The organism is Niallia sp. CD-39, from assembly GCF_059874745.1.
In genome coordinates this window covers 609,086-634,884 of sequence record NZ_JCBCPS010000001.1, presented here as the reverse complement: position 1 = coordinate 634,884, position 25,799 = coordinate 609,086, and the positions used below count along the sequence as shown (strand labels likewise).

Genomic DNA, 25,799 nt, shown 5'->3' with positions numbered 1-25,799 from the left:
ACTGCAATTATTAAAAAATCAAAACGATAAATTACTTGAATATAAAATTAAAGAAGTTGAATATGAAGATGGGCATTCATTTTAGCACCAAATCGATGTGATCGGTACATTAGATGGAGAACCATTTCGACGGGGTGAAATAGTCAGCATTCGCAACAACAAGATTTTGCTATCAGGGGAAGATCCGTATCTCCAATTGCGGAATGGACAACTATGATATTAACAAAGATACGACTAAACACTGAACTCTAGATTGGAAGGAGAGTAAGTGTTTGAATCAAGAGAAACAGAGCTTTTCAACAATAAGATACATATTAAGTTCACTGAATGTCTTGTTTTTTCAAATCTCCGGTTCTTTCGGAATTGGAGCGTGCAAATGACTTCACTCCGACCACTACTTATAGCTGTTTATTTTGATTATTCTTGATATCATGCGTTCAAGAATGGGTAAGTTATTTATTCTTATTTCTCATTTTGAATTTTTAATTGAAAAATATTTAGCCAATTTTTTTAGTGTGATTAGATGGGTATTTACTTTTAAGAACGCTATCTCTCGTTTTTTGTTTTTGAAATAGCCGATTATGGTACAATGTGTGGTGTAATTGAAAGAAGGTGTAATGAGTGGATCAAGTTGTGATGATTGAAAGAACGATAGCTTATGTGAAGGAACAGCTTGGTAACGATTCGACGGGGCATGATTGGTATCATATTGAAAGGGTGCACCGTATGTCTATTGAGATTTGGAACGCTGAACAATTTGGGGATCGATTTTTAATCGAAATGGTTGCTTTGCTTCACGATGTTTCAGATGCTAAGTTGAACGCTTCTGAAAAAATAGGAAAAGCAAAAGTTGAACAATTTTTACAGACATTGTCATTAGATGCCCCGTCAATTGTAAGAATAACGGATTGTATTGATTCGGTTTCTTTTAAAGGTGGCAACAATTTTACTGTCCCGCAGACAGAAGCAGTTATCGTTCGTGATGCGGATCGCCTAGATGCGATTGGAGCAATCGGCATTGCACGTGTGTTTGCATATGGAGGATCTAAAGGACAGGAGATGTTTAACCCAGATTATTCGGTACGAGATCAAATGACTCTTGAATCCTATCGCAATGAAAAGTCTTCATCTATTCACCATTTTTACGAAAAGCTTTTTAAATTAAAGAATTTGATGCATACAAACACAGCGAAAAAGATTGCTAAGGAACGGCATGCATTTATGGAACATTACATAAAACAATTTATGATAGATTGGAATGGAAAATCGTGAAAAGCCTAACAGTAGAACAATTATCAAAATCTTATGGAGAGAAGGACTTATTTCAAAATATTTCTTTTTCAATCGGAGAAAAAGAGCGTGTTGGTCTGATTGGAGTAAATGGCACAGGAAAATCCTCCTTACTTAAAATTGTTGCAGGTGTCGATTTACCAGATGAAGGCGAGCTCATCATTCCGAAGGACTACATGATCGCATATTCAGCACAAAACCCAGATTTAAACGATGAATTATCGATTTTGGAACAAGTGTATGAAGGGGATTGGCCAACGCTTGCTGTTGTAAAAGAGTATGAAGTAGCTCTACAACGTTTGCAGAATGATCCAAACCATGCACGGTATCAAGAAAATCTACTCTCAGCTCAAAAAAGAATGGATGATCTAAACGGTTGGGATACATCGACAAATGCAAAGACGATTTTAACTAAATTAGGGCTTGAGGATTTAAATAAGAAAATTGGTTCACTTTCTGGTGGTCAAAAGAAGCGTGTAGCTTTAGCACAAGTGCTTATTCAATCTCCAGATCTACTCATTTTAGATGAGCCTACCAACCACCTTGATTATGAGTCCGTTAAATGGTTAGAAGAATATTTATCGAAATATATAGGCTCCATTTTTATCGTGACGCATGATCGATACTTCCTTGATCGTGTGACGAATCGAATTTTTGAATTAGATGGAGGAAGCCTCTATAGCTATAAAGGAAACTATGCAAGCTTTCTTGAAGCAAAGGCGATTCGTGAAGAGAATGAAGCGGCATCCTTAGATAAAGCCAATAATTTATTTCGTAAAGAGCTGGAATGGATGAGAAGAGGCGCTAAAGCTAGAACGACAAAGCAAAAAGCTAGAATTCAGCGCTTCGAAGAGCTGGAGAAAACAGTGAGTAATGTGAAGTCGAATGAGAAGCTCGATTTGTCCCTAAATGGCAGTCGTTTAGGTAAGCAAGTGTTTGAACTTGTTAATATTACTAAGAAGTATGGGGAGCACATTGTTTTAAGAGATTTTGACCTATTGGTAAAAAAAGGCGATCGAATTGGTGTTATTGGAAAAAATGGCACAGGAAAATCGACTTTATTAAATATATTAGCTGGTAATCTTTTTCCGGATGAAGGGGAAGTCGTCATCGGTCAAACTGTTAAGGTAGCGTATTATACTCAAGAGAATGAAGATATGGATGATAACATGAGGATGATTGAATATGTGAAGGAATCTGCCCAAGTCGTTCATACTTCAGATGGTAAAGTGATTTCAGCTGCACAAATGCTAGAACGATTCTTGTTTCCTTCGTACACACACGGAACGCTCATTCGTAAGCTTTCGGGTGGTGAAAAGCGGAGGCTCTATTTATTAAAAATATTAATGACGTCACCTAATGTATTATTACTTGATGAGCCGACGAATGATTTGGATACGCAAACGCTTACGGTTTTGGAAGATTACTTAGAAGATTTCCCAGGAGTTGTCCTAACGGTTTCGCATGATCGCTACTTCCTAGACAAAGTAGCTGAACAGCTTCTTATTTTACAAGGAAGCGGCAAGATTGATTCATATTATGGGAACTATAGTGAATATCTCGAAAGTCAAAGTGTTGTAAAAGAAAGCGAGGTACCTGGTTCGGTGCCTAAGAAAAAAGTAGAACAGGTCAAAGAGAAGAAAAAACGAATGACTTTTAAGGAAACGAAAGAATGGGAAGAGATTGACGATAAAATTGCAAGTGCCGAAGCAAGAATTGACGAGATAGCAATCGAACTTGAGACAACTGGAAGCGATTTTGAGAAAGCACAATCCTTAATGGATGAAGATACGCAACTAAATGAGCAGTTAGAATATTTGATTGAAAGATGGAGCTACCTTTCTGATCTAGCCGATGGAAAAGGATAAGCAACTCATTCGGGGCTTTATAACTGTATATGTTAAAATGATGGGAATAAGAATAATAGAGGTGATCGGAAGATGAAGATTAAAGCAATAGAACCAACTCCTAGTCCAAATACGATGAAGGTCATCTTAACTGAAGAGTTATCGATGGGCAAAAGTCATAATTACAAGAAGGATCAAGCGGAAGGAGCACCGGAAGTAATCCTTGAAATTCTCTCAATAGAAGGAATTAAGGGGGTCTATCATGTTGCTGACTTTTTAGCTGTCGAAAGAAATGCCCGGTATGATTGGAAGGATTTATTGCACCAAGTACGAGCGGCCTTTGGTGAAGGTGAAGCAGAGGATGTCAATGAGCAAAAAATCGATGAACATTTCGGAGAGGTGAATGTGCTTGTCCAAATGTATAAAGGCATTCCAATGCAAATAAAATTACAAACAAATACGGAAGAAAAGCGCTTCGGTCTACCAGATTCGTATGTTGAGGCGATTGCAAAAGCACAACAACCAGATGATAATATCGTCACTGTTCGTAAGTGGAAAGACTTTGGTGTCCGTTACGGAGACATGGAACAAATTGGTGCAGATGTATCAGAAGAGCTTCAAGCAGCATACCCTCCATCTCGAATCGAACAATTAGTCGAGATGGCGAATAATCCGAATGTGGCAAGTGTAACTCAACGTGAAAAGCTGAAGCTAACTCTTACTGATCTAGACGATCCAGATTGGAAAGTACGCTATCAAAGATTAGAACAAATGGATGACCCAGAAACAGCAGATTTACCTGTACTAGAAAAAGCTTTAGCTGATGAAAAGGCATCGATTAGAAGGTTAGCAACTGTATATTTAGGAATGATTGAGGACAAGCAAGTACTACCACTATTGTACAAAGCATTAACTGATAAAACAGTAACTGTCAGAAGAACAGCAGGAGACTGTTTATCAGACCTTGGCTTTGAAGAAGCAATCCCTGAAGTCGTTCAATCACTAAAAGATTCAAGCAAACTCGTACGTTGGCGTGCAGCAATGTACCTCTATGAAGTTGGAGACGAATCAGCATTGCCAGGATTAAAAGAAGCAGAAAACGACCCAGAATTCGAAGTCGATCTCCAAATAAAACTAGCAATTGAACGTATTGAACAAGGTGAAGAAGCAAAAGGCTCCGTTTGGAAACAAATGACCGAAGCGAGAAAAGGATAATTGTGAATGAGGCTGACTCAAAAGATCGTTAATCGACAATCTTTTGGATCAGCCTCATTTAAGTATCTGAGCGGATTTGCTAGATAAACCTGAAATTCTGCTAGATAAGCCCTAATTTGTGCTAGATAAACCCTGATTTTTGCTAGATAAAACTGAACTTGCTAGATAAATCCTGATTTTTGCTAGATAAAATCGAAATTCTGCTAGATAAACCTGAAATTCTGCTAGATAAGCCCTAATTTGTGCTAGATAAACCCTGATTTTTGCTAGATAAAACTGAACTTGCTAGATAAATCCTGATTTTTGCTAGATAAAATCGAAATTCTGCTAGATAAACCTGAAATTCTGCTAGATAAGCCCTAATTTGTGCTAGATAAACCCTGATTTTTGCTAGATAAAACTGAACTTGCTAGATAAACCTGAATTTCTGTAAGTTAAATCCCGATCCCTTTAGATAAACACCAATTCCTTCAATATAATATAAAATAACCCAGATAGACTTACATTTAAATGACTACACTTCATCAAGTAAACGTTTTAACGCAAAATATTATTAAAATTTTATGAAAATTATTGCAATTCAAATTGAAAAGGTCTATATTTGAAAGAAAATATTTTACGGGAGGCAATATAGATGTCAAGAGACCTTAGAATTCGCAGCCATGTTTTTAGTGATGATGATAAGAAAGCACCAAATCGTGCCATGTTAAGGGCGGTTGGTTTCACTGATGAAGATTTTAAAAAGCCGATGATCGGTGTTGCGAGCACTTGGAGTGAGGTGACCCCTTGTAATATACATATTGATCAGTTAGCGGTGAGGGCAAAAGTAGGGGCCAGGGATGCTGGTGGTGCACCGTTAATTTTTAACACAATTACAGTTTCTGATGGTATTTCTATGGGGACGGATGGCATGCGTTATTCATTGCCGAGTAGAGATTTGATTGCAGACTCGATTGAAACAGTTGTCGGCGGTGAGAGCCTAGATGGCTTTGTTGCAATTGGGGGCTGCGATAAAAATATGCCAGGTTGTATGATGGCGATTGCTAGAATGAACTTGCCTAGCGTTTTTGTTTATGGTGGCACAATTAAGCCAGGGAATTTGCATGGAAAGGATATTGACCTCGTTTCTGTATTTGAAGGTGTTGGTCAATTCAATGCAGGAAAAATTGATAAGGGAGAACTAACTAAAATCGAATGTCATGCCTGTCCAGGTTCAGGTTCATGTGGCGGGATGTATACGGCAAACACAATGGCAAGTGCAATTGAAGCGCTTGGCATGAGCTTACCAGGCAGTTCATCTAATCCTGCTGAAACACCAGAAAAGCATGATGATTGTTACAAAGCAGGGCAAGCGGTTTACAAACTATTAGAAACAGATCTTCGTCCACGAGACATTTTAACGAAGAAGGCATTCGAAAATGCAATAACGGTAGTGTATGCACTCGGAGGCTCAACAAATGCCATTCTCCATTTAATGGCCATCGCTCATGCAGCAGAAGTGGATTTAACACTTGAAGATTTTAATCGTCTACAAGAAAAAGTACCGCATATTGCAGATCTAAAGCCAAGTGGACAATATGTTATGCAGGATTTGCATCAAGCAGGCGGAGTACAAGCTGTCATGAAAATGTTGCTTGCTGAAGGATATTTGCACGGAGACTGTTTAACCGTTACAGGAAAAACTTTAGCAGAGAATTTAGCAGATGCAAATGATTTAGTCGAAGGGCAAAAAGTAATTCACTCTGTCCATAACCCGTTAAAACCAAATGGCCCACTTGTTGTATTAAAAGGAAACTTAGCTCCAAATGGTGCTGTAGCAAAGGTTTCTGGATTAAAGGTGTCAGAAATGACTGGCCCTGCAAAGGTATTTAATACGGAAGAAGCAGCAACTGAAGCTGTACTTAATGGAGAGATTCAAGCTGGAGATGTTCTTGTCATTCGTTATGAAGGGCCAAAGGGTGGACCTGGTATGCCTGAAATGCTTTCAGTGTCAGGAATTCTTGTCGGTAAAGGACTAGGCGAAAGTGTCGCACTTTTAACGGACGGCCGCTTTTCTGGAGGATCACACGGTTTCGTCATTGGACATATTGCGCCGGAAGCACAGTCTGGTGGACCGATTGCATTGATTGAAAATGGCGATCTCATTTCTATTAATAGTATGACGAAGCAACTACATGTCCATCTATCTGAAGAAGAGCTGAACGAAAGACGAGATAAGTGGACAGCGCCACCATTAGTGAAGCGCGGAACATTAGCAAAATATGCGCGTGTCGTCTCTTGCTCTTCACGAGGAGCTGTGACAGACTACTTTGAAGAAGAAGAAAGAAATGTGACAGTAAATGTGTGAAAAATGACAAATTTGCTTCATTGCAATCTCGCCCTTAATTGTAGTATGCTAACAGTGCGATAAACGTTAGGGAGGTATTTAAGTCAATGTCGATGGCATATGAAGAATATATGAAGCAAATGGTAAAGCCAATGAGACAAGAGCTTGTACAAGCTGGCTTTAATGAATTAACGACAAGTGATAGTGTAGAAGAATTTATGGAAAACACAGAAGGCACAACTCTAGTTGTTGTAAACTCTGTATGTGGTTGTGCTGCTGGGTTAGCACGTCCAGCCGCAACTGGAGCAGTCCAACATGCGGAAAAGAAACCTGATCAATTTGTGACAGTTTTTGCTGGGCAAGATAAGGAAGCAACAGCAAAGATGCGTGAATATTTTGATGGAATTGCACCTTCATCTCCATCTATGGCTCTGTTAAAGGGGAAGGAAGTTGTTCACTTCATTCACCGTCATGAGATCGAAGACAATTCTATGGAAGCGATCATGGAAAACTTGCTTACAGCATTTGATACAAAACTATAAGTGATGAAGAAAAGAGGATGTCATAGTGGCCTCCTCTTTATTTTTTTGCAAAAGGTGAGAGGCAATGTTTATTACAACAGCAGGAAGAACTGATGATTCACAAATTAATCGTGCGAAAGAATATGCAATCAACTTAGATATCCCATATGTAAGTCGAAAGAAACAATCTTTACGAGCGTTACATAATCAATATCAAGATCACTGTATCGTTCTTGGGAAACAGCGATTAGAACTTTGTTTTCAAGAAGAGAATGAACCTTTTTTCTTTCATCCAAACTCTGCGATGTTCCGAATCAAGCGGTTAATCAATAATCAGCATGATCCTCTCGTTCAGGCAGCTAACTTAAAAAGAGGCGATTCTTTCTTAGACTGCACATTAGGTCTTGGTTCAGATAGTATCGTCGCTAGCTTTGTTTGTGGCAACGAAGGATCTGTAATAGGAATTGAAGCAAATAAATTCGTTGCATTTTTGGTAAAAGAGGGATTGAAAAGCTGGGAGAGTCATACTGTATCCGTTGATGAGGCGATGGCAAGAATTCAAGTTGTACATGGTGTGGCAATGACGGAGTTACAGAAGTTAGAGGATGAATCTGTGGATCATATTTATTTTGACCCTATGTTTGAAGAAAATATTGAGGAATCCGATGGAATTCATTCCTTAAAAAATATTGCATGCTATGAGCCACTAACAAAAGAGGTAATTGCAGAAGCGTACAGGGTTGCTAAAAAAACGGTTATTTTAAAAGATCATTTCCGAAGCAGTCGTTTTCATTTACATGATTTTAACGTGCAAAAACGGCCTTCAGCTAAATTCCATTTTGGAGTCATTCAAAAATGATGAGAGACAAAGTCGATTTTCGACTTTGTCTATAGAAAGACTGTTGAGAAGTTCTCGCATACGTTGTTATTAGGCATGGTTATCCATCATGAACCAAGCATTTTATTAGTTTCTACACTCACTTTTCGCCTAATCTGATAAGTGTTTTCAAGACATTTTGGGGTTTCTTCATGTTAATCAGCAACACCAAGATATACAAAATATGCTAGCATAATTAAAAAACCAGCAACTATAATATAACTCCATTCCATTGTAAAAACCCTCCTTTGTTTGTATACAGGTACTATTCCCTAAACTGATTAATCTAACCCATATAAGAACATTCATATAATAAGAAGTTTTCCACTTTTTTAATAGAATCAAAATATGATAGAATAAAGTAAGAAATGAAAAAGAGGAATCGAAAATGAATTATACAACATCTAATAGAATGAACTACTTTCAAGAAAGTATTTTTTCGGAGTTAACTTCTTTAAAAAATGAGAAGATTAAATCGGGTGCTCATGTGATTGACCTAAGTATTGGCAGCCCTGATCTACCACCGCCTTCCTTTATAATGGATATGATTTCTGAGTTGTCAAAAGACCCAAATCATTATCATTACACATTAAAAGGGATACCAGAATTTCACGAAGCGGTAGCTAAACATTATCACAATAACTATAATGTGCAATTAAATAGCAATACGGATGTTTGTCTACTGATGGGTTCACAAGATGGACTTGTTCATTTACCGCTTGTCCTCTGTAATGAAGGGGATTATGTTCTCGTCCCAGACCCAGGGTATACAGCATATGAGGCAGGTGTTTACCTAGCCGGAGCGCAGAAATATGGAATGCCCTTATTAAAGGAGAACGGCTTTTTACCAGATTTATCGTCTATTCCAGAAGAGATTTGTCAAAAAGCGAAGCTATTAATCTTGAATTATCCAGGGAATCCTGTTCCAGCGCTTGCGACTGAAGCGTTTTATAAAGAAGCCATTTCCTTTGCAAAAAAATACAATCTTGTCATTCTCCATGATTTTGCTTATTCAGAATTGTATTTTGAAGAAATGCCAATGAGCTTTCTATCCGTTGAAGGTGCTTTAGAAGTTGGAATCGAGATGAACTCATTATCAAAAAGTTATTATTTAGCTGGTTGCAGAATTGCTTATGCTGCAGGAAACCCTCAGATCATTAAAATGCTTTCTGATTTAAAATCGAATTTAGATTACGGTGTTTTTTTACCTGTTCAAAAGGCAGCGGCTGCTGCTTTAACAAGCGATACACCATTTTTAGCAGAAAACCGAGCAATTTTTAAAAGGCGTAGAGACTTTTTTGTAAATGGTTTAAAGGAAATAGGTTGGGATATTCAACCTTCAAAAGGCTCGATGTTTCTTTGGGCAGAGCTACCAGACGGTCTTTCCTCAAAACAATTTGCAATTGACTTAATCGAAAAAGCGAATGTTGTCGTCACGCCAGGTAATGCATTTGGAACCCATGGAGAGGGATTTGTAAGAATTGCCCTTGTACAGCCAGAAGCAGTGTTGAAACAAGCAATCTCTCAAATTAAGTCGAGTGGTCTTATAAAATAAATGATGTGGAGGAGTGGATGGTATGTCTTTGTGGATTCGTAAATCATTTGTTGTATTAATCTCGTTGTTGACGTTTGGACTTGTCACTCCTGCTCAAGCGGAAGCATTCTATGATCTTTCAACAAATGATAAAGCAACGAAGAAAAATATGTTTGAATCTTCACCAACAAAGGAACAACGCTACATAGACTTTAAGGAAACAACCAGCGAGGAAGATTCACTTCATCAATTGCTCATACAGGCGAAGGATCAATCCTTTGTTAAATTTGGTGGAAAGATTGCCCCAGTTATTGAAGATGAATTTACCGAAGTCATTCTCCCGAAAATTGAGATGGCAATTGAAGAATTAGCGTCAGAGTATCCAGGAGAAGAGCTTGCCTATTTAACTGTTAGTGAAGAACCAGCTGGTGGAAATTCAGAAAAGATTTTTCATATTTATGATGAAAGATCGAATCAAGATGTCATCAGGTTTCATGTTCGAAAAGACCACCCGCCACAACAAGGCTACTGGTTTAACTTTCATTACCATACCTATCATGACGAGTATGTATCCCACCACGAATTAGGATCGATCTATTGGGATAAAAACACGCCACCGAATTGGAAAAGCAATTAAATAAGTATTACTTAAAAAAGGCTCGGGTATACCGAGTCTTTAAACTGTTTAGAAGGATTTAGAAAGAAGGAATATTCATCATGGAAATTATCGAATCAATGCTGCATACGTATGCACAAGTATTTAACTGGGACATGTGGGTAGAGGCGTTATCAAAGCCTGAAAACTGGGCACTGATTGGAACACTTGTTATCCTAGAAGGGATTCTCTCGGCAGATAACGCATTGGTACTCGCAGTTATGGTTAAGCATCTACCAATTAAACAAAGAAGAAAAGCATTATTTTACGGATTATTAGGTGCTTATTTCTTCCGCTTCCTAGCTATTGGGATTGGCATTTACCTTATTGAATTTTGGTGGATAAAAGTATTAGGTGCTGCATACCTAGGATATTTAGCAGTTAAGTATTTTATCGATAAAAAGAAAGCACAAGAAGCAGAGGATGAAGAACGTTTAGAAGGCTTAAAAAAAGAAGGTTTGTTGATTCGGATATTCGGTACATTTTGGGGAACCGTTGTTGCGGTTGAGTTAATGGATATCGCCTTTTCTGTTGATAGTATTTTGGCGGCTTTAGGTGTGAGCCAAGAAATCTGGGTGCTATTATTAGGAGGAATGTTAGGGATCTTAATGATGCGAGGTGTTGCAGGAATCTTCCTAAAGCTCATTGATAAGGTTCCAGAAATCGAATCGGCTGCATACATTGTCATCTTGCTTATATCAGGAAAAATGCTATTAAGTGCAGCGAACGTGCATATCAAACATAGTCATTTCTTCCTTGCACTTGTTTCGATCTTTGCGATCACATTCATCATTCATTTTATAAACAAGAAAAAGGCAATCAGTAAGGCAATATAAAAAAATGAGAGTAAAGGTTGGAGATTTCTTCAGCCTTTTTTCGATAGGTTTGTCTAATGTTTAAAAAGTGAATAAGAAGATTAAGATGGAAAGAGTTTTTGCAAGATGAAAAATAGAAGCAATATTACGGAAAACAGGAAGAAAATGATGAGACAAATGATAACAATAGGTGAGTCCATTGTCATGAAGAGAACAAATCCAGTGAATAATGTTATGATGACAAGATCACTAAATAGAAACTTGCTTGAACTTATAGTTTTAATCACAAAATCGACATTTTCCTGTTCGCGATCTCGTTGTCTCTTAAAGAGGAATCTCATTTTCACACACCCTTCAATACTTGCTTATCGTATTGTATGAAACATCTATTGCATTCATCCGTATAAATAGTATTCGAAAGCACAAGATTTGTTAAAGGAGGAGATATGCTCATGCAAACCTACTATAATTCTGTTCAACCAGTCGTAATGAAATCATCTGAAGAAAAATGGTTAACGATGATTGAACAAAAAAACTATGAGCGCCCTCTATTTAAAGTTGAGAACCAACATTTAGTAATCAGTCAATTTGTGATTCAATTTTTAGGAATTCCAGATGATGAGGAAGAATATGAGCAAGCTTTTTATTCCTTACTAAATCAACACCATCTTGAATTTATTGTTATAAATGAAACAGCGATGACGAGGCTTGAAAATGAAGAATTCGCTCTGACTGTTGGCCATTTACTTCAGGAATCATATGAAAAGCTTGAATCGATTGAGCAGTTGCTCCAATTTTTAAAAGCTGAACGGCTATTATTAGATGCGAATAATAGTGCTCTAACCACACATATTTCTAAGCACTTAACAGATACTTTACAAGCGTTTAGACATGAGCATCAATTAAGTCTATCCGAATTTTATAAGTATGCAGTGAAATTTGCCTCATGGATACATGAGTTTGTTCAACCACACCTAAATTCTGTAGATCCATTAGTGAAGATGCCGAAGATTTTATGGTATGGGAACCTAACATTAGAAACGAGCACCTTTTTATCTTTTCTCCTACATATCGGTTGTGATATTGTATTGTTCTTACCGAATGGAGAATCCCTAGCTACCAACAGTCCATATTCGTATGAAGTTAAATATCGAAATAAGAAAGAGGCTCCACCATTTCAGGATGAAACGAAACGGAGAAAGGCGACGATTGCTTACCAAGCTTCAAAAGAAGTCGAAGAGATGATCAATCATGAGGGAAGTGGTCTGTACAAGCCTGGACAATTACGCGAATACAGGCTTGAGCCCTTGACGCTGCAAACGACCTATGAAGAGCTTTTTATCATCATGTTGGAAAAAGCAGTTGTCCGCCCACATTTTTATGTGAAAAATGGAATTGTAAAGCTTCCGACAATGTTTGCAAAAGTTCAAGGAGTATGTCCTCTGCGTCGTGAGTATTGGAACAAGCTTCATCAGTTGATGGCAAACGATCATTCAATTGCATTAAAAAAGTTTCCACTCATCCCACATTTGAATACCGACCTTCAACTGCATTATCAAAATGTACTTACAGAGGCTGGAAGTATTGATGTTGATCAATTTTTGCATTCGAGCTGTTGGAAGTACAATCATTTGCCGTCTGGCTTGCAGAAGGCCATTGCAACTGCGATAAAGGAAGTTTGCTCTAAACCACAATTGAAAAGATTGCCTAATGAATCAATCCAGCATGTAAAGCGATTTTTATTTATGGTCGGGCTGCAAATTCCGGAGAATATCCAGTTATTGCTTCAAAAGTTTGATTACTCTGGTCATGTTCCGAAACTAATTATTTACAATAATGAGCTTAATGGGTTATTCGGAAGAACGGATGCTGCGCTCTTATTGATCTTAAATCAATTGGGATTTGATTTGCTATTGCTAAATCCAGCAGGACATAGCGATATTGAGAATTATGTTGAAAGTGAAGCATATGATGTGCACTGGCTTGAGGATATGGTTTTTGAATATGAATTTAAACCGCTTTTGCCGTATAAAAAATGGATGATGAAGCTTTTGAATTCAAAATAAGTAGGTGAAATTGTATGAAGCAAGCGGAAGTTTTTATGCTGCCGTCTTCAAAAGCTGTAATAGGTGAAGGGTTGCAAGAGGAAGCAATCAGATTAAGGCAGGATAAACAGCTTTATCAATTTGGCGAACCAACCATACAGTCTATCTTAAGAGTCTATGATTCATTTATTCATCACCTTTACTCTTTTGATCATGCTGACATCTCTATCTGCTTATCACAATTAACGGCAGTGCTTAAAGCTGTGAATGAACATGATCTATTCGCAGAAGAGAAAAAGAGACACTTTAGGTGGTTTCGTAGAAAAACGGATGTGTACGATCAGTATTATGAGATCGGCTTACGGTTAAATGAACCGTTAATAAACTTGAGAAAAATTGAAAAACAGCTATCGAATATTACACATGTTTTAAAACAATTATACAGGGAACTATCCGAAGCTTTTTTTGATCTGCAAGCACATCTAGCCTGTCTAAATAGACTGGATGAACAAGACAGTAGAACCACTGACTTTGAGGAACGAACATCACAATTAGAAATCATTAGGCTTATGGCCATGCAGTTAGAAGCGAATATTCGAGTGATACACCAGCAAAATGAAGAGCTTCTTTCTCACTTACAAACTGCATTCATAACATCCATACCCTTGTTTCAGTTACAGTTACAACGATCAATTCGCTTGAAAAAGTGGAGTTTAACGAAAGCTGCTTTAAACGAATTGAAGACAAACAGAAGCCACCGCGAATCTATCCAGCATTTGATGAGTAAAATGGAAGTGACAAAGGGGCTAGAGAAACGTTATTGTCAAATAAGAGTAGAGAGCAAAGATCAGTTGCAGGCTTTACATAATAAATACAAGCGATTGAAGAAAATAACATAGGTGGGAAATTAGCTTATTTTGGCAAGGGAGACCGTCCTACCTAATATGATATAATGCTAGTATCATATTAGGTGGGGGGATAAGCGTGAAACAAGCAGCAATGATAATCTTAATCTTCCTACTATCGATAACATTAATGGGAAATGCACATTATAGAAACGATGGAGTTTTATTAAAAAATTATTTAGCGTCTTCTTCTCTATTAAAACATCAATCTTTCCAATCAATTGATCATTTAGGTAATCTAATCGTGTTGCCTCAAGAAACTTTCGATGAAATGGAAGTGTTACAGATTGTTTCTACACTTGATCGAGTTCCTCAATCAATTTTAAAAAGAGCAAATGAATCCAATATTAAAATAAGCTTATTTAATGGGAAGTTGACCGATCACCCGACAACTGTTCACTTACAAGGGGTAGTTCCGAGAGGATATGAGTCGGGGAAAACATGGGATGATGTTCCGGGTATCGGTGGTGGTCAAGTTGTATTGATCAAGATTGGTGCAAGTGATTCAGGACATGGACATAGTTCTGTTAATTTAGAGCTGCATGAGTTTGCGCACTCACTGGATCAGCATGTTTTCGAGAGAATTCGTTTTGATGCACAATTCCTGTCGATTTGGAATCGTGAGAAGGAGAAGCTTTTCCCTAATCGTGCCTATTTTCTGTTATACCCCGAGGAATATTTTGCAGAAGCCTTTGCGATGTTCTACGCTAGTAGTGTTACCAAGGTGCAACTAATGCTTAATGCACCGGAGACATTTCGTTATATCGCTAGATTAGACTAATTAAATAAGTTAGAATGATAGAGATATGAAGTGAAAGAGAGAGTTGATAACGTTGAAACAATATTTACAATTATGCGAACATGTATTGAAAAATGGCTCACCAAAAACAGATCGTACAGGTACGGGAACGATCAGTACTTTTGGACATCAAATGCGCTTTAATCTACAAGATGGGTTTCCAGTTGTCACAACAAAAAAGTTACATTTAAAGTCGATTATTCACGAGCTTCTATGGTTTTTAAATGGCGACACAAACGTGAAGTACTTACAAGATCATGGTGTGCGAATTTGGAATGAGTGGGCGGATGAAAATGGCGATCTAGGACCAGTCTATGGCCATCAATGGAGATCGTGGCAAAATGCAGATGGAGAAGTTGTTGATCAAATCTCTCAATTGATTCATGATATTAAAACAAATCCAGATTCAAGAAGACTGTTAGTTAATGCATGGAACGTAGGTGATTTATCGAAGATGGCGCTGGCACCATGTCATTGCTTATTCCAATTCTATGTACAGGATGGAAAGCTCTCATGTCAATTGTATCAACGTTCTGCTGATGTGTTTTTAGGGGTTCCATTTAACATTTCCTCATACGCATTGTTAACGATGATGATTGCAAACGTATGTGACCTCGAGCCGGGTGAGTTTGTTCATACATTTGGCGATGTACACATTTATAACAATCATATCGAACAAGTTGAACTGCAATTAACAAGAGAGCCAAAGAAATTACCTGTTATGAAAATTAACAAAGACGTAAAGGACATCTTCTCCTATAAAATTGAAGATTTTTCATTAGAAGGATATGAATCTCATCCACATATTAAAGGGGTTGTAAGTGTATGATTTCTTTAATATGGGCAATGGACGAGAACGGTGTGATCGGAAAAGAGAATAAAATGCCGTGGCACCTACCTGCTGATCTAAAGTATTTTAAAAATACAACACAGGGGCATGCAGTTGTAATGGGAAGAAAAACATGGGAATCGCTTGGCAAAGCGTTACCGAATCGTGACAACTACGTGATGACTCGCAATGATGATTTTTTTGCCGAAGATGCGAATGTTGTAAAGTCAGTAGAGGAAGTAGTGAATTTAGCAAAAACAGAGGACATCTTTATCATTGGTGGTGCACAAATCTATAAAGAGTTTATTCCAGTAGCAGATCGACTATACGTTACATTTATAAAGAAATCGTTTGAGGGAGATACAGAGTTTCCTGCTATTGACTTTAACGATTGGAAGCTTATCTCGAAAACGATTGGTCAAACAGATGATAAAAATCAATATCCGCACGAATTTGTTCTCTTCGAACGAAATTAAGCAGTAGAAAATCGCCTTCTTTGGAGGCGGTTTTTTAAATGATAAATAATTCAGGTTTCAACTTATCAAAAGAGTTTTTATTTTAAAAATGTAGATGGACCATAATGTTTGTTATATAATAAAAACCAAATAAAGGAAAAAAGGAGGGTTTCTATATTAAGTCCATTTAAATTGGAAGCGGAACATTCCTATGAAAAAATAATGATACTTAGATTTTGTCAGGTGTTTATACAACTTCAAGAGCTTCAAGAGAAAATGAAATGCATCTATTGTTTATATTCCCCGGAAAAAACTTCAATTGAACTTACAAAACTGAGACAGTATGAGTTCAAGTTAACTTTGCTCATCAAATACCTCCACTTACATCAAGAGTTCATTATACAAAAATATTAAGTGTTTTCGAAGAATTATAATTGGCACCACGATCTTTTCAAATTAGATAAAAGTTAAGATTTAGGGCTCTTGATAGCTACGTGTGTCAATAGCCTTTGCATAACTAATTGAATTGATTCTAGAGACAATTTAGTATTACTAACTTTTCATATGTTTTTAAAAATAATAGAGTAGGAGGATTTATAATGATACTTAAAGTTGAACAGCTGAATAAATCATTTGGAAAAGAAAAGGTTCTTAAAGATGTATCATTTACAATTGAATCTCCTTCGATCGTTGCATTAGTGGGTCCTAATGGTTCAGGGAAATCGACGCTTCTAAGTATTATTACAAATTTGCAACAAGCTGATCTTGGGACGATCGAAATATTAAATAAGAAAAATGATGATGTTTCCATATTTAAAGAAGTATCATTTATGCAAGACAATACGGTTTTATATGAATATTTAACAGGCTATGATCATTTACAGTTTATTTGTTCAGTCCAATCAATTAATAAAAAACAGCTTTTTGCTACTGCAAACCGAATTGGAATATCAAGCTACTTAAACAAAAAAGTGGCCAATTATTCTTTAGGAATGAAACAACATCTCCTCTTAGCGATGGCAATAGTAAATAAACCACAGCTCTTAATATTGGATGAACCCCTTAATGGACTCGATCCCACAAGTGCTATAAAAGTAAGAAACCTATTATTAGAACTAGTAGATGAAGGAACGAGTATCTTACTGTCTTCCCACAACCTATCAGAAATTGATCGCATTACTTCCGAAATCCTTTTCTTAAAAAAAGGAACCTTAATCAAGGAAAATATTGCTCAGTTTGAAAAAACATGTTACCAAATTATTGTAGTTGAACCTTCAATTGCCTATGGCATATTAAATGAGCAAAAGATTAATGTGCAAATCCTTGATGGAAATAAGTTAGCGCTGTATTTGGTAGAACATTCTCTTAATCAGATTCTGCAATTATTGGTGGAAAATCAGATGGAAGTATTGGAAATTGAGAGAAAAGTATATGGCTCAGAAGATCGATATCAAATCATTTTTGGTCCACATGGTGATACGTATGAAGATGCTGTTATTTGAACTGAAGAAAATTTGGAGACAACAAAAATTCCTCTGGTTGCTTGTTATAGCCATTATATGTGTTGGAGCCATTTATCAATGGAATGCTTCTGAACAGAATGGAATGAAAGAACGAGCGTTAATAGAATTAGGACCATATCAACATGAAATCAATACTGTACAGAGAGAATTAACCGAGTCAACTAGAGAGCGAGAACTGTCAGAGAGTGAAGAGAAACAGCTTGACTTCCTTCAAGAAATGAACCTGACGCTTCTCCAATGGAATAGAATAATTGAGAATGAAGAATGGGACAAGGTCTACCCACTAAGATTCACATTTATTGAGCAAATTGAGAAGTATGAAGAAAATGGTACGGAGTTTCCTCCATTAACTGGGCAAGAGTTAACCATTGCAAAAGAGATAACGGAATGGTCTTTAGAGAATGAGATCGTATATGAAGACGAAGTCTACCCAGCATCCCCCCATTTAATCATTAAAGAAACGAGCCAATTTGCTTTCAGTATAGGGGGATTGTTCCTCTTAGTGCTACTTTTTGGTGGTAGCGTGTCGATCGAAAAAGCGCAAAATACATGGTTGACCATAAGAACTCAGCCTATTAGCCGAATTGAGCAGTTATTTGCAAAATATGCAAGTATGCTTTTCTCTACATTCATTTTTATCTTGGTAATGATTATTATTAGCATAACAATACCTAGCTTATTTGGGCAGCATTCCCTAAATCTACAATATCCGCAATTGCTATTAGAAGGTGACACGTTCGCAATTATCTCAACAAGCTCGTACATAGGTAGATGGATATTATTTTTTGTTTGTGCAGCGCTCTTTATGTTTGCATTAGTACTTCTAATAAGCTGTTTTACTATGACTCCATTCATGACTATTATGCTGACCATTTTTATTGCTGTCTTTGGCTTTAGCTTCACCGAATTGAATCGTTACTTGCAAGTCAGTGGAAATCCATTTCAGCTTTTCCGATTGGAAGCCCTAATTGAAACAATACCATCTACAAACGACTGGCATTATTTTTTATTCACCTTTTTATGGACTTCAATCCTACTTATAATCTGTTATTTTTATCAAAACAACCAGAGATTAATAAGTGGAAATAGTAATCTAAAGCCTTTTAAAGACTTAAAACAACCGGTGTTAGGACAAACTTTATGGAGCATTGTTGTCTTTGAATGGAGGAAGATTATTAGAAGAAAAACATTTTTTCATGTAAATATCGTTTTATTACTATGTGTTTTTATTGGATATTTTATCCTGTTTCAACAAACGAATAAAATAGAAAATGAATATTTAGCTGAACTAGAAAATGCAGCAAATGTCGAAGTGTTTATGGAAGATTTTGAGGAAATTAAGGCGAAGTACAAAAAGATAGGTGAACAGTCCGGGCAAACAGAAGTATACGATTCAATGATTACAGGAGTTGAAAGAACGATTGACTATTTTAAAGATCGAGGAGTTTTAAGCCGTGAGGCGATTGATAGCTTTAGTAACGGAAAGTGGCTTCCTTTTTATGAGTATCAGCTTTTTGAAAATAAAATGGTAATGGGTGAAATTGACACAGGTGAAGCATTTATAGATGACCGGATTACTCGGTATGGACATTTCACAGTTGAGGCTAGCATAAAGGAAAAAGAATGGCTAATAGATCACAATATACAGCCTATCTTAAGAGGAGAATTCCTGCCGACCATTTATCATCAGTTTGGTGATTTTAATGATGAAAATCTCTTTATAGAGGAAAATCAGAGATTAGATAGTAGTGGTTTATATACTTTGTATTTATTTTTTCAGAATTATTTTTATTATATTCCTATTCTTCTTTTCTTATTTTTATTCGGTGGTGGGTTATCATTGGAAAAAGGAAAGAAGCCGACGATTCGTTTTGTATTAACACAGCCATTGTTCGCTCATCGATTTTACTTAGGAAAGACCGTTGTCGCTATTGGTTTGTCAGTATTAGGTAGTGCTGGCATCATGCTATTGCTTATTTTAATTGGGTCTATATTTAATCGACTTGGAGACTGGTTCTATCCAATTTTACATTATAATCATGAAAGCATTGTATCGTCATCAAGCTATAGTGGTTTGATCTCTGCTAAACATGGCTATCACTTTATACCGCTAGGAGAATCTTTATTAAGAGATTTTGGATTATTTATCTTTTGCTTGATTTTTATCATGTCTATTGCTCTATTCTTATCTACAATTTTTAAAAGTAGTTTAACTGTTCTGGCATTATCGATTTTAATAAATGCAGGAGGCTACTATATTTCAACACACTTTTTCGGTAGTTTCGCCTATCTTTCTCCATTTACTTATTTCGACTTCACACGCGTAACGAATGGGGAACTTTCAATCGTAATGGATCAACCGAGTTTAACAACAATAACAGGAATAAGCGTATTGGCTACCTTATCACTTTTCGTTATAATAGCTGGTTATTTAGTTATGCGAAGCTCAAATCGTAACAAAAACTCAAAGATCAATACAAATACGAAAATTGAAGAGTCGATATAGTCAACAAACAAGAAGAATGCTCTGTATAGAGGATTCTTCTTGTTTGTTATTGGTTCTAATTTTTACGTAAATAATCAAAATATTTAAATAACTGTCTTGCTTTCCCGTTTCAGCGTGTTATAATGTACAAATCATAATTGGTGATGGAAGTGGGGAATCTAGATTGGAACAGAATGTGGTAAAAGAAAGACGAGTACAGCTAGGTGATATTTTGATTGCATATCAACATATAAAAGATGTGGTTGCGCATACGCCCTTACAGAAGAATGAACGTTTGTCAGAAAAGTATGGCTGTAATCTTTACTTAAAAAGAGAGGATTTACAGCATGTACGTTCCTTTAAGTTAAGGGGAGCATATTATTCAGTTGCCACATTAACAAAAGAGGAGACGGAGAACGGTGTTGTCTGTGCTTCTGCTGGCAATCATGCTCAAGGAGTGGCCTTCGCTTGCCGTCACTTAAAGGTGAACGGGAAGATTTATATGCCTACAACGACACCAAGACAAAAGATCGGTCAGGTAGAGCTTTTTGGAAAAGGGTTTGTGGAAATTGTTTTGATTGGAGATACATTTGATGACTCTTACAATGAAGCAAGGAAATGTGAATTGGAAGAAAATCGAACCTTTATTCACCCATTCGATGATGAAAAAGTAATTGCTGGACAGGGAACTGTAGCGATAGAGATATTAAATGATATTGAGGAATCACCTGATTTTGTTTTTGCGAGCATTGGTGGTGGAGGGCTGATCTCCGGACTAGCAACATACATAAAATCGATATCTCCACAAACTAAATTGATTGGTGTAGAACCGAGTGGGGCTCCTTCAATGAAGGTATCATTGGAACAAGGCTTTGTGACGCAGCTTGATGATATAGAAAAATTTGTAGACGGTGCTGCGGTGAAATGTGTCGGAGAGAAGACATTTGAGATTTGCCAAGACCTTGTGGAGGGTGTACTTATTGTACCAGAAGGAAAAGTTTGTACAACTATCTTGGAATTGTACAATGAACATGCTATTGTAGTAGAACCAGCTGGTGCACTTCCAATCGCAGCTCTCGATTTATTTAAAGAAGAGATTAAGGGCAGAAATGTCGTATGTGTGATTAGTGGTGGCAATAATGACATTGATCGGATGCAGGAAATGAAAGAACGTTCTCTCCTTTATGAAGGACTACTCTATTATTTTATTGTGAACTTTCCGCAAAGAGCAGGTGCGTTACGAGAGTTTTTAGACGAGGTGTTAGGTCCAACCGATGATATTACTAGATTTGAATATACGAAAAAGAATAACAAGGATAACGGGCCAGCCTTAGTCGGAATAGAGCTAAAGCAGCCGAATGATTATTCTGGATTAATTGAGCGTATGAACAAAAAGGGCTTTAGCTACCAAGAAATCAATAAAGATAGCAATTTATTTCATTTACTTGTATAATATGGATTTATAAGAGTTTTTGAAAAATACTTAATTATTTTATTGTGAAATAAATGTGAACATTGCCCTTGCTTTCCCCAAGCAAGACAAATTAATATTATAATGAAGTTAGAAATAAAATAGATTCATGAAAAGGGGCTGCTACCATGCTTTCTAACATAGGTGTACCTGGCTTAATTTTAATCCTGGTACTTGCATTAATCATATTTGGACCGAAAAAGCTTCCTGAAATTGGCCGAGCATTTGGACAAACGTTAAAAGAATTTAAGAAATCAACACGAGAATTAACAAGTGACGTAATCGATGACATTGACCTTGATGAGGATAAAAAGAAAAAGACGATGAAATAATACAAGAGGTTTTTATCGCTCTTTCTTTGGAGAATGGCCTATGCGCTCTTTAACAATTTGGGTGAGGGTGTAGGTCATTTTTCATGCCTATCGGCTCAACATTTCGAACAGGCAGGGGACGTTGTATGGCAGATAAAGAATTAAACATGATTGAACATCTAGATGAACTTAGAAAAAGGCTGATTATTTCAGTCGTTGCATTTTTTGTCTTTTTCATCATTGGTTTTGCTTTTGTAACAGATATTTATGAATGGATTGTACGAGACCTAGACGTAAAGCTTATTGTACTAGGTCCAAGTGATATTGTATGGGTATACTTTACAATTGCTACAGTCATTGCTTTGGCAGGAACGATCCCAATTATTGCGTATCAGCTTTGGGCATTTGTAAAACCTGCATTAAAACCTATCGAACGAAAGATTTCTCTTTCATACGTACCAGCACTATTCTTACTTTTCATCGTAGGAATTTGTTTTGGCTACTTTGTCATTTTTCCTACAGTGTTAAACTTCCTTGTGGAGTTAGGGGAAGGCATGATTGAAACAAACTTTACCGCAGATAAGTATTTCAAATTCATCCTTCACATGACATTGCCATTTGGTATATTGTTCGAATTACCGGTTGTAGCAATGTTCTTAACATCTTTAGGTGTTATTAATCCGTATGTATTACAAAGAATACGTAAATACGCTTATTTTGTATTAGTCGTCATCTCAGTCTTGATTTCTCCACCAGACTTGATGTCAGACATTATTGTTGCGATTCCATTATTAATCCTGTATGAAATTAGTATTAATTTATCAAAAATTGTGTACAAGAAAAAACTGAAGAAGGAAAAAGAGTGGGCAGAGCAGAATGATATTGAATTAGAAGAATAAGTCATGTTTTGACAATTCTTTCATGGGTTATCGGTTATAATGAATGAAATCGGGCGAAAAAGAGGATTGATAGCTTGCTTTTAAAAAGCATTGAATTTTTTAATGCATATGGTAAAAAAGTAAAAGTTGTGGAGATTCCAGTTATTAATCAGCACCATCCGAACTATTTCATTGTACAAGTACGATTGAAGCAATTCATTCTTCTCTTGTATGAAGCAAAGGAACAGACTTCAACTACGCATTCTTTTAAAGAATACGTAAAAAGAAGGAATAAGTGGTCAATCTATTCCCAAATATTTGACCTTCAACAGATTCAAAACAACGCATGATCATTTAGCATCGGCATTCCGATGCTTCTTTTTCTGTAAGGAAGTAGGATCATAGGAGAACGAATACATAATATTTCTTTCAATCAAAATAAGAAAACTGTATAATAAATGAGAATTGTATAAGCAGGGACGTGAAAACCGTGAATAAAGTGAAAATTGTAACTGACTCTACTGTTGATTTAAATGAAGACATCGTAAAAGCATTGAATATTGAGATTGTACCTTTATCGATCCATATTGATGGACAAACTTATCTTGATCGCATAGAGATTTCTCCTAGTGAATTTATTGAAAAGATGAAGAAGTCTAGCGAGTTACCTAAAAGCTCACAGCCTTCTGCTGGTTCTTTCATGGAGCTATATGACAACTTAGCAGATGAAGGGTATGATGTGATTTCCATTCATATGACTGGTGGAATGAGCGGAACTGTCCAATCAGCTGAAAGCGCTGCAGAGATGTCTAAAGCAAATGTAACGGTCATTGACTCTAGATTTATATCAAAAGCATTAGCTTTCCAAGTAGTTGAGGCAGCAAAAATGGCACAGGATGGAGCTTCAGTTGAGGAAATTGTTTCTAAAGTCTATGAAATCAGAAGTAAGAGCAATTTGTTTGTAGTTGTTGATACATTAGAGAATTTAGTTAAAGGTGGACGTATTGGTAAAGGTCGTGCGCTTATTGGGTCTTTATTAAATATTAAGCCCATTGCTTCTTTAGAAGGTGGCGTGTATACACCTGTTGCAAAGGTCCGTAGCCATACACAAGTTGTTAAGTATTTGGCAAAGCAATTTGCAGAAGACGCGAAAGATAAGACGATCAAAGGTGTAGGAATTGTCCATGCTGAAGGTTTCGAAATTGCACAAAAGCTTAAGAATGCAATTGAAGAACTAACAGGTTATCAAGATGTGACAATTGAAGAAACAACCCCAATTATTAGTACACATACAGGGACTGGAGCAATCGGGTTTATGTATTATTTAGATAAATAAGTAAAACGAAGAGCCTTGATCAATTAGATCAGGCTCTTTGTTTTAAAGGTTCACAGAGTAGTAGAGGCATATAGTACGTGCAAAATCACATTCTATACTTCTGGCGTAGGCGTTGGGTTTGGATAGCCAGTTTCGTATTTACCGTCAATGTAGGAACGGATTTCTTGTACGGACTTTCCTTCATTGAACAGGTTAATGCTCTCAGCTGCAGTTTCTAAGCAAATTCCACATTTCGTCCCGTGGCTATCCCATGTAATAGAATCTTTTCCGTCTTGATCATAAACAAAGCAGTCGTAAGTATCTCTATGTCCAATCGCATCTCCACATCCACAATAACAAGGGATTTGTTCAAGTAATTCCTGGTATTGCGGTATCGCATGATAAATGATTTGGATATTTGTTTCTTTATCGTTCAGAAAGCTTGGTAACTCGTTAAATGAAGTTAATGTTTCTCGAATATCTCCATTTTCTAAGTATTGTATATGATCATCATGGTTCTCTTCTGTCTTATTTGTACTTGAGCATGCAGACAATACGATAAAAATAGTAAGCATTAGCATAAAAGAGGCTAGTATTTTTTTGTTCATGTCATCACCTTCAAATGTTTATAGTGAACCCATTTCGATTATAGCAGATGGAGTAGAGTGAATCTTATCGATTCAATAAAAAGATGGTTGAAGAAAACCCGTTGTTAGAAATCTGCCATAATTAATCAATAGACTAATCATTAGTTCACAGGTTTGACATATTCTTTTCTTTCTTCTTTCATCAAGGTTTGCTACAATGAGACTCGAAAATAGAAAAGCAGGTGAAGAAAGTGAAAAAATCGATTTCTATCGTTTTTCTTGTTTTAGTTGCACTAGTATTAACTGCATGTGGTTCAGGTAGCCCTTCATTGCCAGGAGCTTCAAACAACTCAGTGAAAGATTTTTCATACATAAATCAAGATGAAGAACAGGTATCATTAGCTGATTATGAGGGTAAAGTATGGTTAGCAACCTTTATATTTACTAACTGTGAAACGGTTTGTCCGCCTATGACAGCGAATATGAGCAAAATTCAATCGATTGCAAATGAAGAAGGAATAGAGAATATAGAATTTGTATCTTTTAGTGTCGATCCTGAATATGATACACCTGAAGCAATGAAGGAATTTGCGACATTATTTGATGTAGATCATTCAAATTGGAACTTCTTAACGGGCTATACTCAAGAAGAAATTGAAGAATACGTGCCTAAGTCATTTAAACTTTTAGTTAGTAAGCCAAAAAATGATGATCAGGTTATTCACGGTACACAATTTGTATTAGTCAACAAAGATGGTAAGATACAAAAATATTATGATGGTGTTTCTAATACACCATTTGAAGAAATCATTGATGATATAAAAACATTGCAATAGGGCTTATACAGATCTATTGGGAATGTAGACAAAGCCGGAAATCGACTTTGTCTATAAGTTTTTAAGAGGGATTTTCAGTTTCAGGAAGTACTCTGGATGCCTTAAGTAATTTTGACTTGGTGCAGTTACGTCATGTACTCAATAAAATGTAATGTAGACTTTTTTTCTACGTAACGACGTATGCTAGCATTTGAAACATTCCGAATAGACCTTATACAGGTCTATTTTTTTCAACATGTTGTAGTCCGTGATATAATGGGTATACATTAGAATAAGTAGG

The 25,799-nt window shown here is 36.6% G+C and carries 23 protein-coding genes; 22 read left to right on the top strand and 1 reads right to left on the bottom strand.

The features are described from left to right. Positions 1–636 precede the first annotated feature (636 nt). The 21 genes from AC6F34_RS03190 (at position 637) to AC6F34_RS03090 (ending at position 24,117) form a co-directional block, all read left to right on the top strand. Positions 637–1,272 carry an HD domain-containing protein gene (locus AC6F34_RS03190; protein ID WP_500770108.1) on the top strand — a complete coding sequence of 212 codons (636 nt, stop codon included), beginning with the start codon at positions 637–639 and terminating at the stop codon, positions 1,270–1,272. Beyond that, the gene (locus tag AC6F34_RS03185; protein WP_500768890.1) at positions 1,269–3,158 is read left to right on the top strand and encodes an ABC-F family ATP-binding cassette domain-containing protein; all 1,890 of its coding nucleotides are present in this window, start codon (positions 1,269–1,271) and stop codon (positions 3,156–3,158) included. Before AC6F34_RS03190 ends, AC6F34_RS03185 begins: the two co-directional genes overlap by 4 nt. Positions 3,159–3,230: 72 nt before the next feature. Further along, positions 3,231–4,352: a conserved virulence factor C family protein gene (locus tag AC6F34_RS03180; RefSeq protein WP_500768888.1), complete on the top strand. Its 1,122-nt coding sequence runs from the start codon at positions 3,231–3,233 to the stop codon at positions 4,350–4,352. A gap of 634 nt (positions 4,353–4,986) precedes the next feature. Continuing rightward, the gene (ilvD, locus tag AC6F34_RS03175) at positions 4,987–6,699 is read left to right on the top strand and encodes a dihydroxy-acid dehydratase (protein WP_500768886.1); all 1,713 of its coding nucleotides are present in this window, start codon (positions 4,987–4,989) and stop codon (positions 6,697–6,699) included. An 86-nt stretch (positions 6,700–6,785) separates the two neighbouring features. Then, positions 6,786–7,220 (top strand): BrxA/BrxB family bacilliredoxin, encoded by a 435-nt coding sequence (locus AC6F34_RS03170; protein WP_500768884.1) that lies wholly within the window; start codon positions 6,786–6,788, stop codon positions 7,218–7,220. A 64-nt stretch (positions 7,221–7,284) separates the two neighbouring features. Then, on the top strand, positions 7,285–8,058 hold the full coding sequence (locus AC6F34_RS03165) for a class I SAM-dependent methyltransferase (protein WP_500768882.1): 774 nt from the start codon (positions 7,285–7,287) through the stop codon (positions 8,056–8,058). 406 nt (positions 8,059–8,464) lie between these two features. After that, positions 8,465–9,631 (top strand): LL-diaminopimelate aminotransferase, encoded by a 1,167-nt coding sequence (locus AC6F34_RS03160; protein WP_500768880.1) that lies wholly within the window; start codon positions 8,465–8,467, stop codon positions 9,629–9,631. Between the two features lie 22 nt (positions 9,632–9,653). Next, the gene (locus tag AC6F34_RS03155) at positions 9,654–10,247 is read left to right on the top strand and encodes a YpjP family protein (protein ID WP_500768879.1); all 594 of its coding nucleotides are present in this window, start codon (positions 9,654–9,656) and stop codon (positions 10,245–10,247) included. An 80-nt stretch (positions 10,248–10,327) separates the two neighbouring features. After that, the gene (locus tag AC6F34_RS03150; RefSeq protein WP_500768877.1) at positions 10,328–11,101 is read left to right on the top strand and encodes a TerC family protein; all 774 of its coding nucleotides are present in this window, start codon (positions 10,328–10,330) and stop codon (positions 11,099–11,101) included. Between the two features lie 431 nt (positions 11,102–11,532). After that, a complete protein-coding gene (locus AC6F34_RS03145; RefSeq protein ID WP_500768875.1) occupies positions 11,533–13,146 on the top strand; it encodes a YceG family protein in 1,614 nt (537 codons plus the stop codon). 14 nt (positions 13,147–13,160) lie between these two features. After that, the gene (locus tag AC6F34_RS03140; protein WP_500768873.1) at positions 13,161–14,024 is read left to right on the top strand and encodes a toxic anion resistance protein; all 864 of its coding nucleotides are present in this window, start codon (positions 13,161–13,163) and stop codon (positions 14,022–14,024) included. 85 nt (positions 14,025–14,109) lie between these two features. Next, positions 14,110–14,811, top strand: a complete 702-nt coding sequence (locus tag AC6F34_RS03135) for an anthrax toxin lethal factor-related metalloendopeptidase (RefSeq protein WP_500768871.1) — start codon at positions 14,110–14,112, stop codon at positions 14,809–14,811. A gap of 52 nt (positions 14,812–14,863) precedes the next feature. Continuing rightward, positions 14,864–15,658 (top strand): thymidylate synthase, encoded by a 795-nt coding sequence (locus AC6F34_RS03130; protein WP_500768869.1) that lies wholly within the window; start codon positions 14,864–14,866, stop codon positions 15,656–15,658. Beyond that, positions 15,655–16,134 (top strand): dihydrofolate reductase, encoded by a 480-nt coding sequence (locus AC6F34_RS03125; protein ID WP_500768867.1) that lies wholly within the window; start codon positions 15,655–15,657, stop codon positions 16,132–16,134. The genes AC6F34_RS03130 and AC6F34_RS03125 overlap by 4 nt, the downstream gene beginning before the upstream one ends. Positions 16,135–16,712: 578 nt before the next feature. Beyond that, positions 16,713–17,615: an ABC transporter ATP-binding protein gene (locus AC6F34_RS03120; protein ID WP_500768865.1), complete on the top strand. Its 903-nt coding sequence runs from the start codon at positions 16,713–16,715 to the stop codon at positions 17,613–17,615. After that, entirely contained in the window at positions 17,596–20,142 is a 2,547-nt protein-coding gene (locus AC6F34_RS03115; protein ID WP_500768863.1) for an ABC transporter permease subunit, read from the top strand. Before AC6F34_RS03120 ends, AC6F34_RS03115 begins: the two co-directional genes overlap by 20 nt. Positions 20,143–20,305: 163 nt before the next feature. After that, entirely contained in the window at positions 20,306–21,574 is a 1,269-nt protein-coding gene (gene ilvA / locus AC6F34_RS03110) for a threonine ammonia-lyase IlvA (protein ID WP_500768861.1), read from the top strand. Positions 21,575–21,720: 146 nt separating this feature from the next. Continuing rightward, positions 21,721–21,924: a twin-arginine translocase TatA/TatE family subunit gene (gene tatA, locus AC6F34_RS03105; RefSeq protein WP_500768859.1), complete on the top strand. Its 204-nt coding sequence runs from the start codon at positions 21,721–21,723 to the stop codon at positions 21,922–21,924. Positions 21,925–22,049: 125 nt separating this feature from the next. Further along, positions 22,050–22,802 (top strand): twin-arginine translocase subunit TatC, encoded by a 753-nt coding sequence (tatC, locus tag AC6F34_RS03100; RefSeq protein ID WP_500768857.1) that lies wholly within the window; start codon positions 22,050–22,052, stop codon positions 22,800–22,802. 74 nt (positions 22,803–22,876) lie between these two features. Further along, positions 22,877–23,131: a DUF2535 family protein gene (locus AC6F34_RS03095; RefSeq protein ID WP_500768855.1), complete on the top strand. Its 255-nt coding sequence runs from the start codon at positions 22,877–22,879 to the stop codon at positions 23,129–23,131. A 140-nt stretch (positions 23,132–23,271) separates the two neighbouring features. Beyond that, the gene (locus AC6F34_RS03090; protein WP_500768853.1) at positions 23,272–24,117 is read left to right on the top strand and encodes a DegV family protein; all 846 of its coding nucleotides are present in this window, start codon (positions 23,272–23,274) and stop codon (positions 24,115–24,117) included. Between the two features lie 92 nt (positions 24,118–24,209). On the opposite strand, the gene AC6F34_RS03085 is transcribed toward AC6F34_RS03090, so the two are convergent. Next, positions 24,210–24,704 carry a PCYCGC motif-containing (lipo)protein gene (locus AC6F34_RS03085; RefSeq protein WP_500768851.1) on the bottom strand — a complete coding sequence of 165 codons (495 nt, stop codon included), beginning with the start codon at positions 24,702–24,704 and terminating at the stop codon, positions 24,210–24,212. A 230-nt stretch (positions 24,705–24,934) separates the two neighbouring features. Here AC6F34_RS03085 and AC6F34_RS03080 point away from each other — a divergent pair, with 230 nt between their 5' ends. Next, entirely contained in the window at positions 24,935–25,519 is a 585-nt protein-coding gene (locus tag AC6F34_RS03080) for an SCO family protein (RefSeq protein ID WP_500768849.1), read from the top strand. Positions 25,520–25,799: the final 280 nt, after the last annotated feature.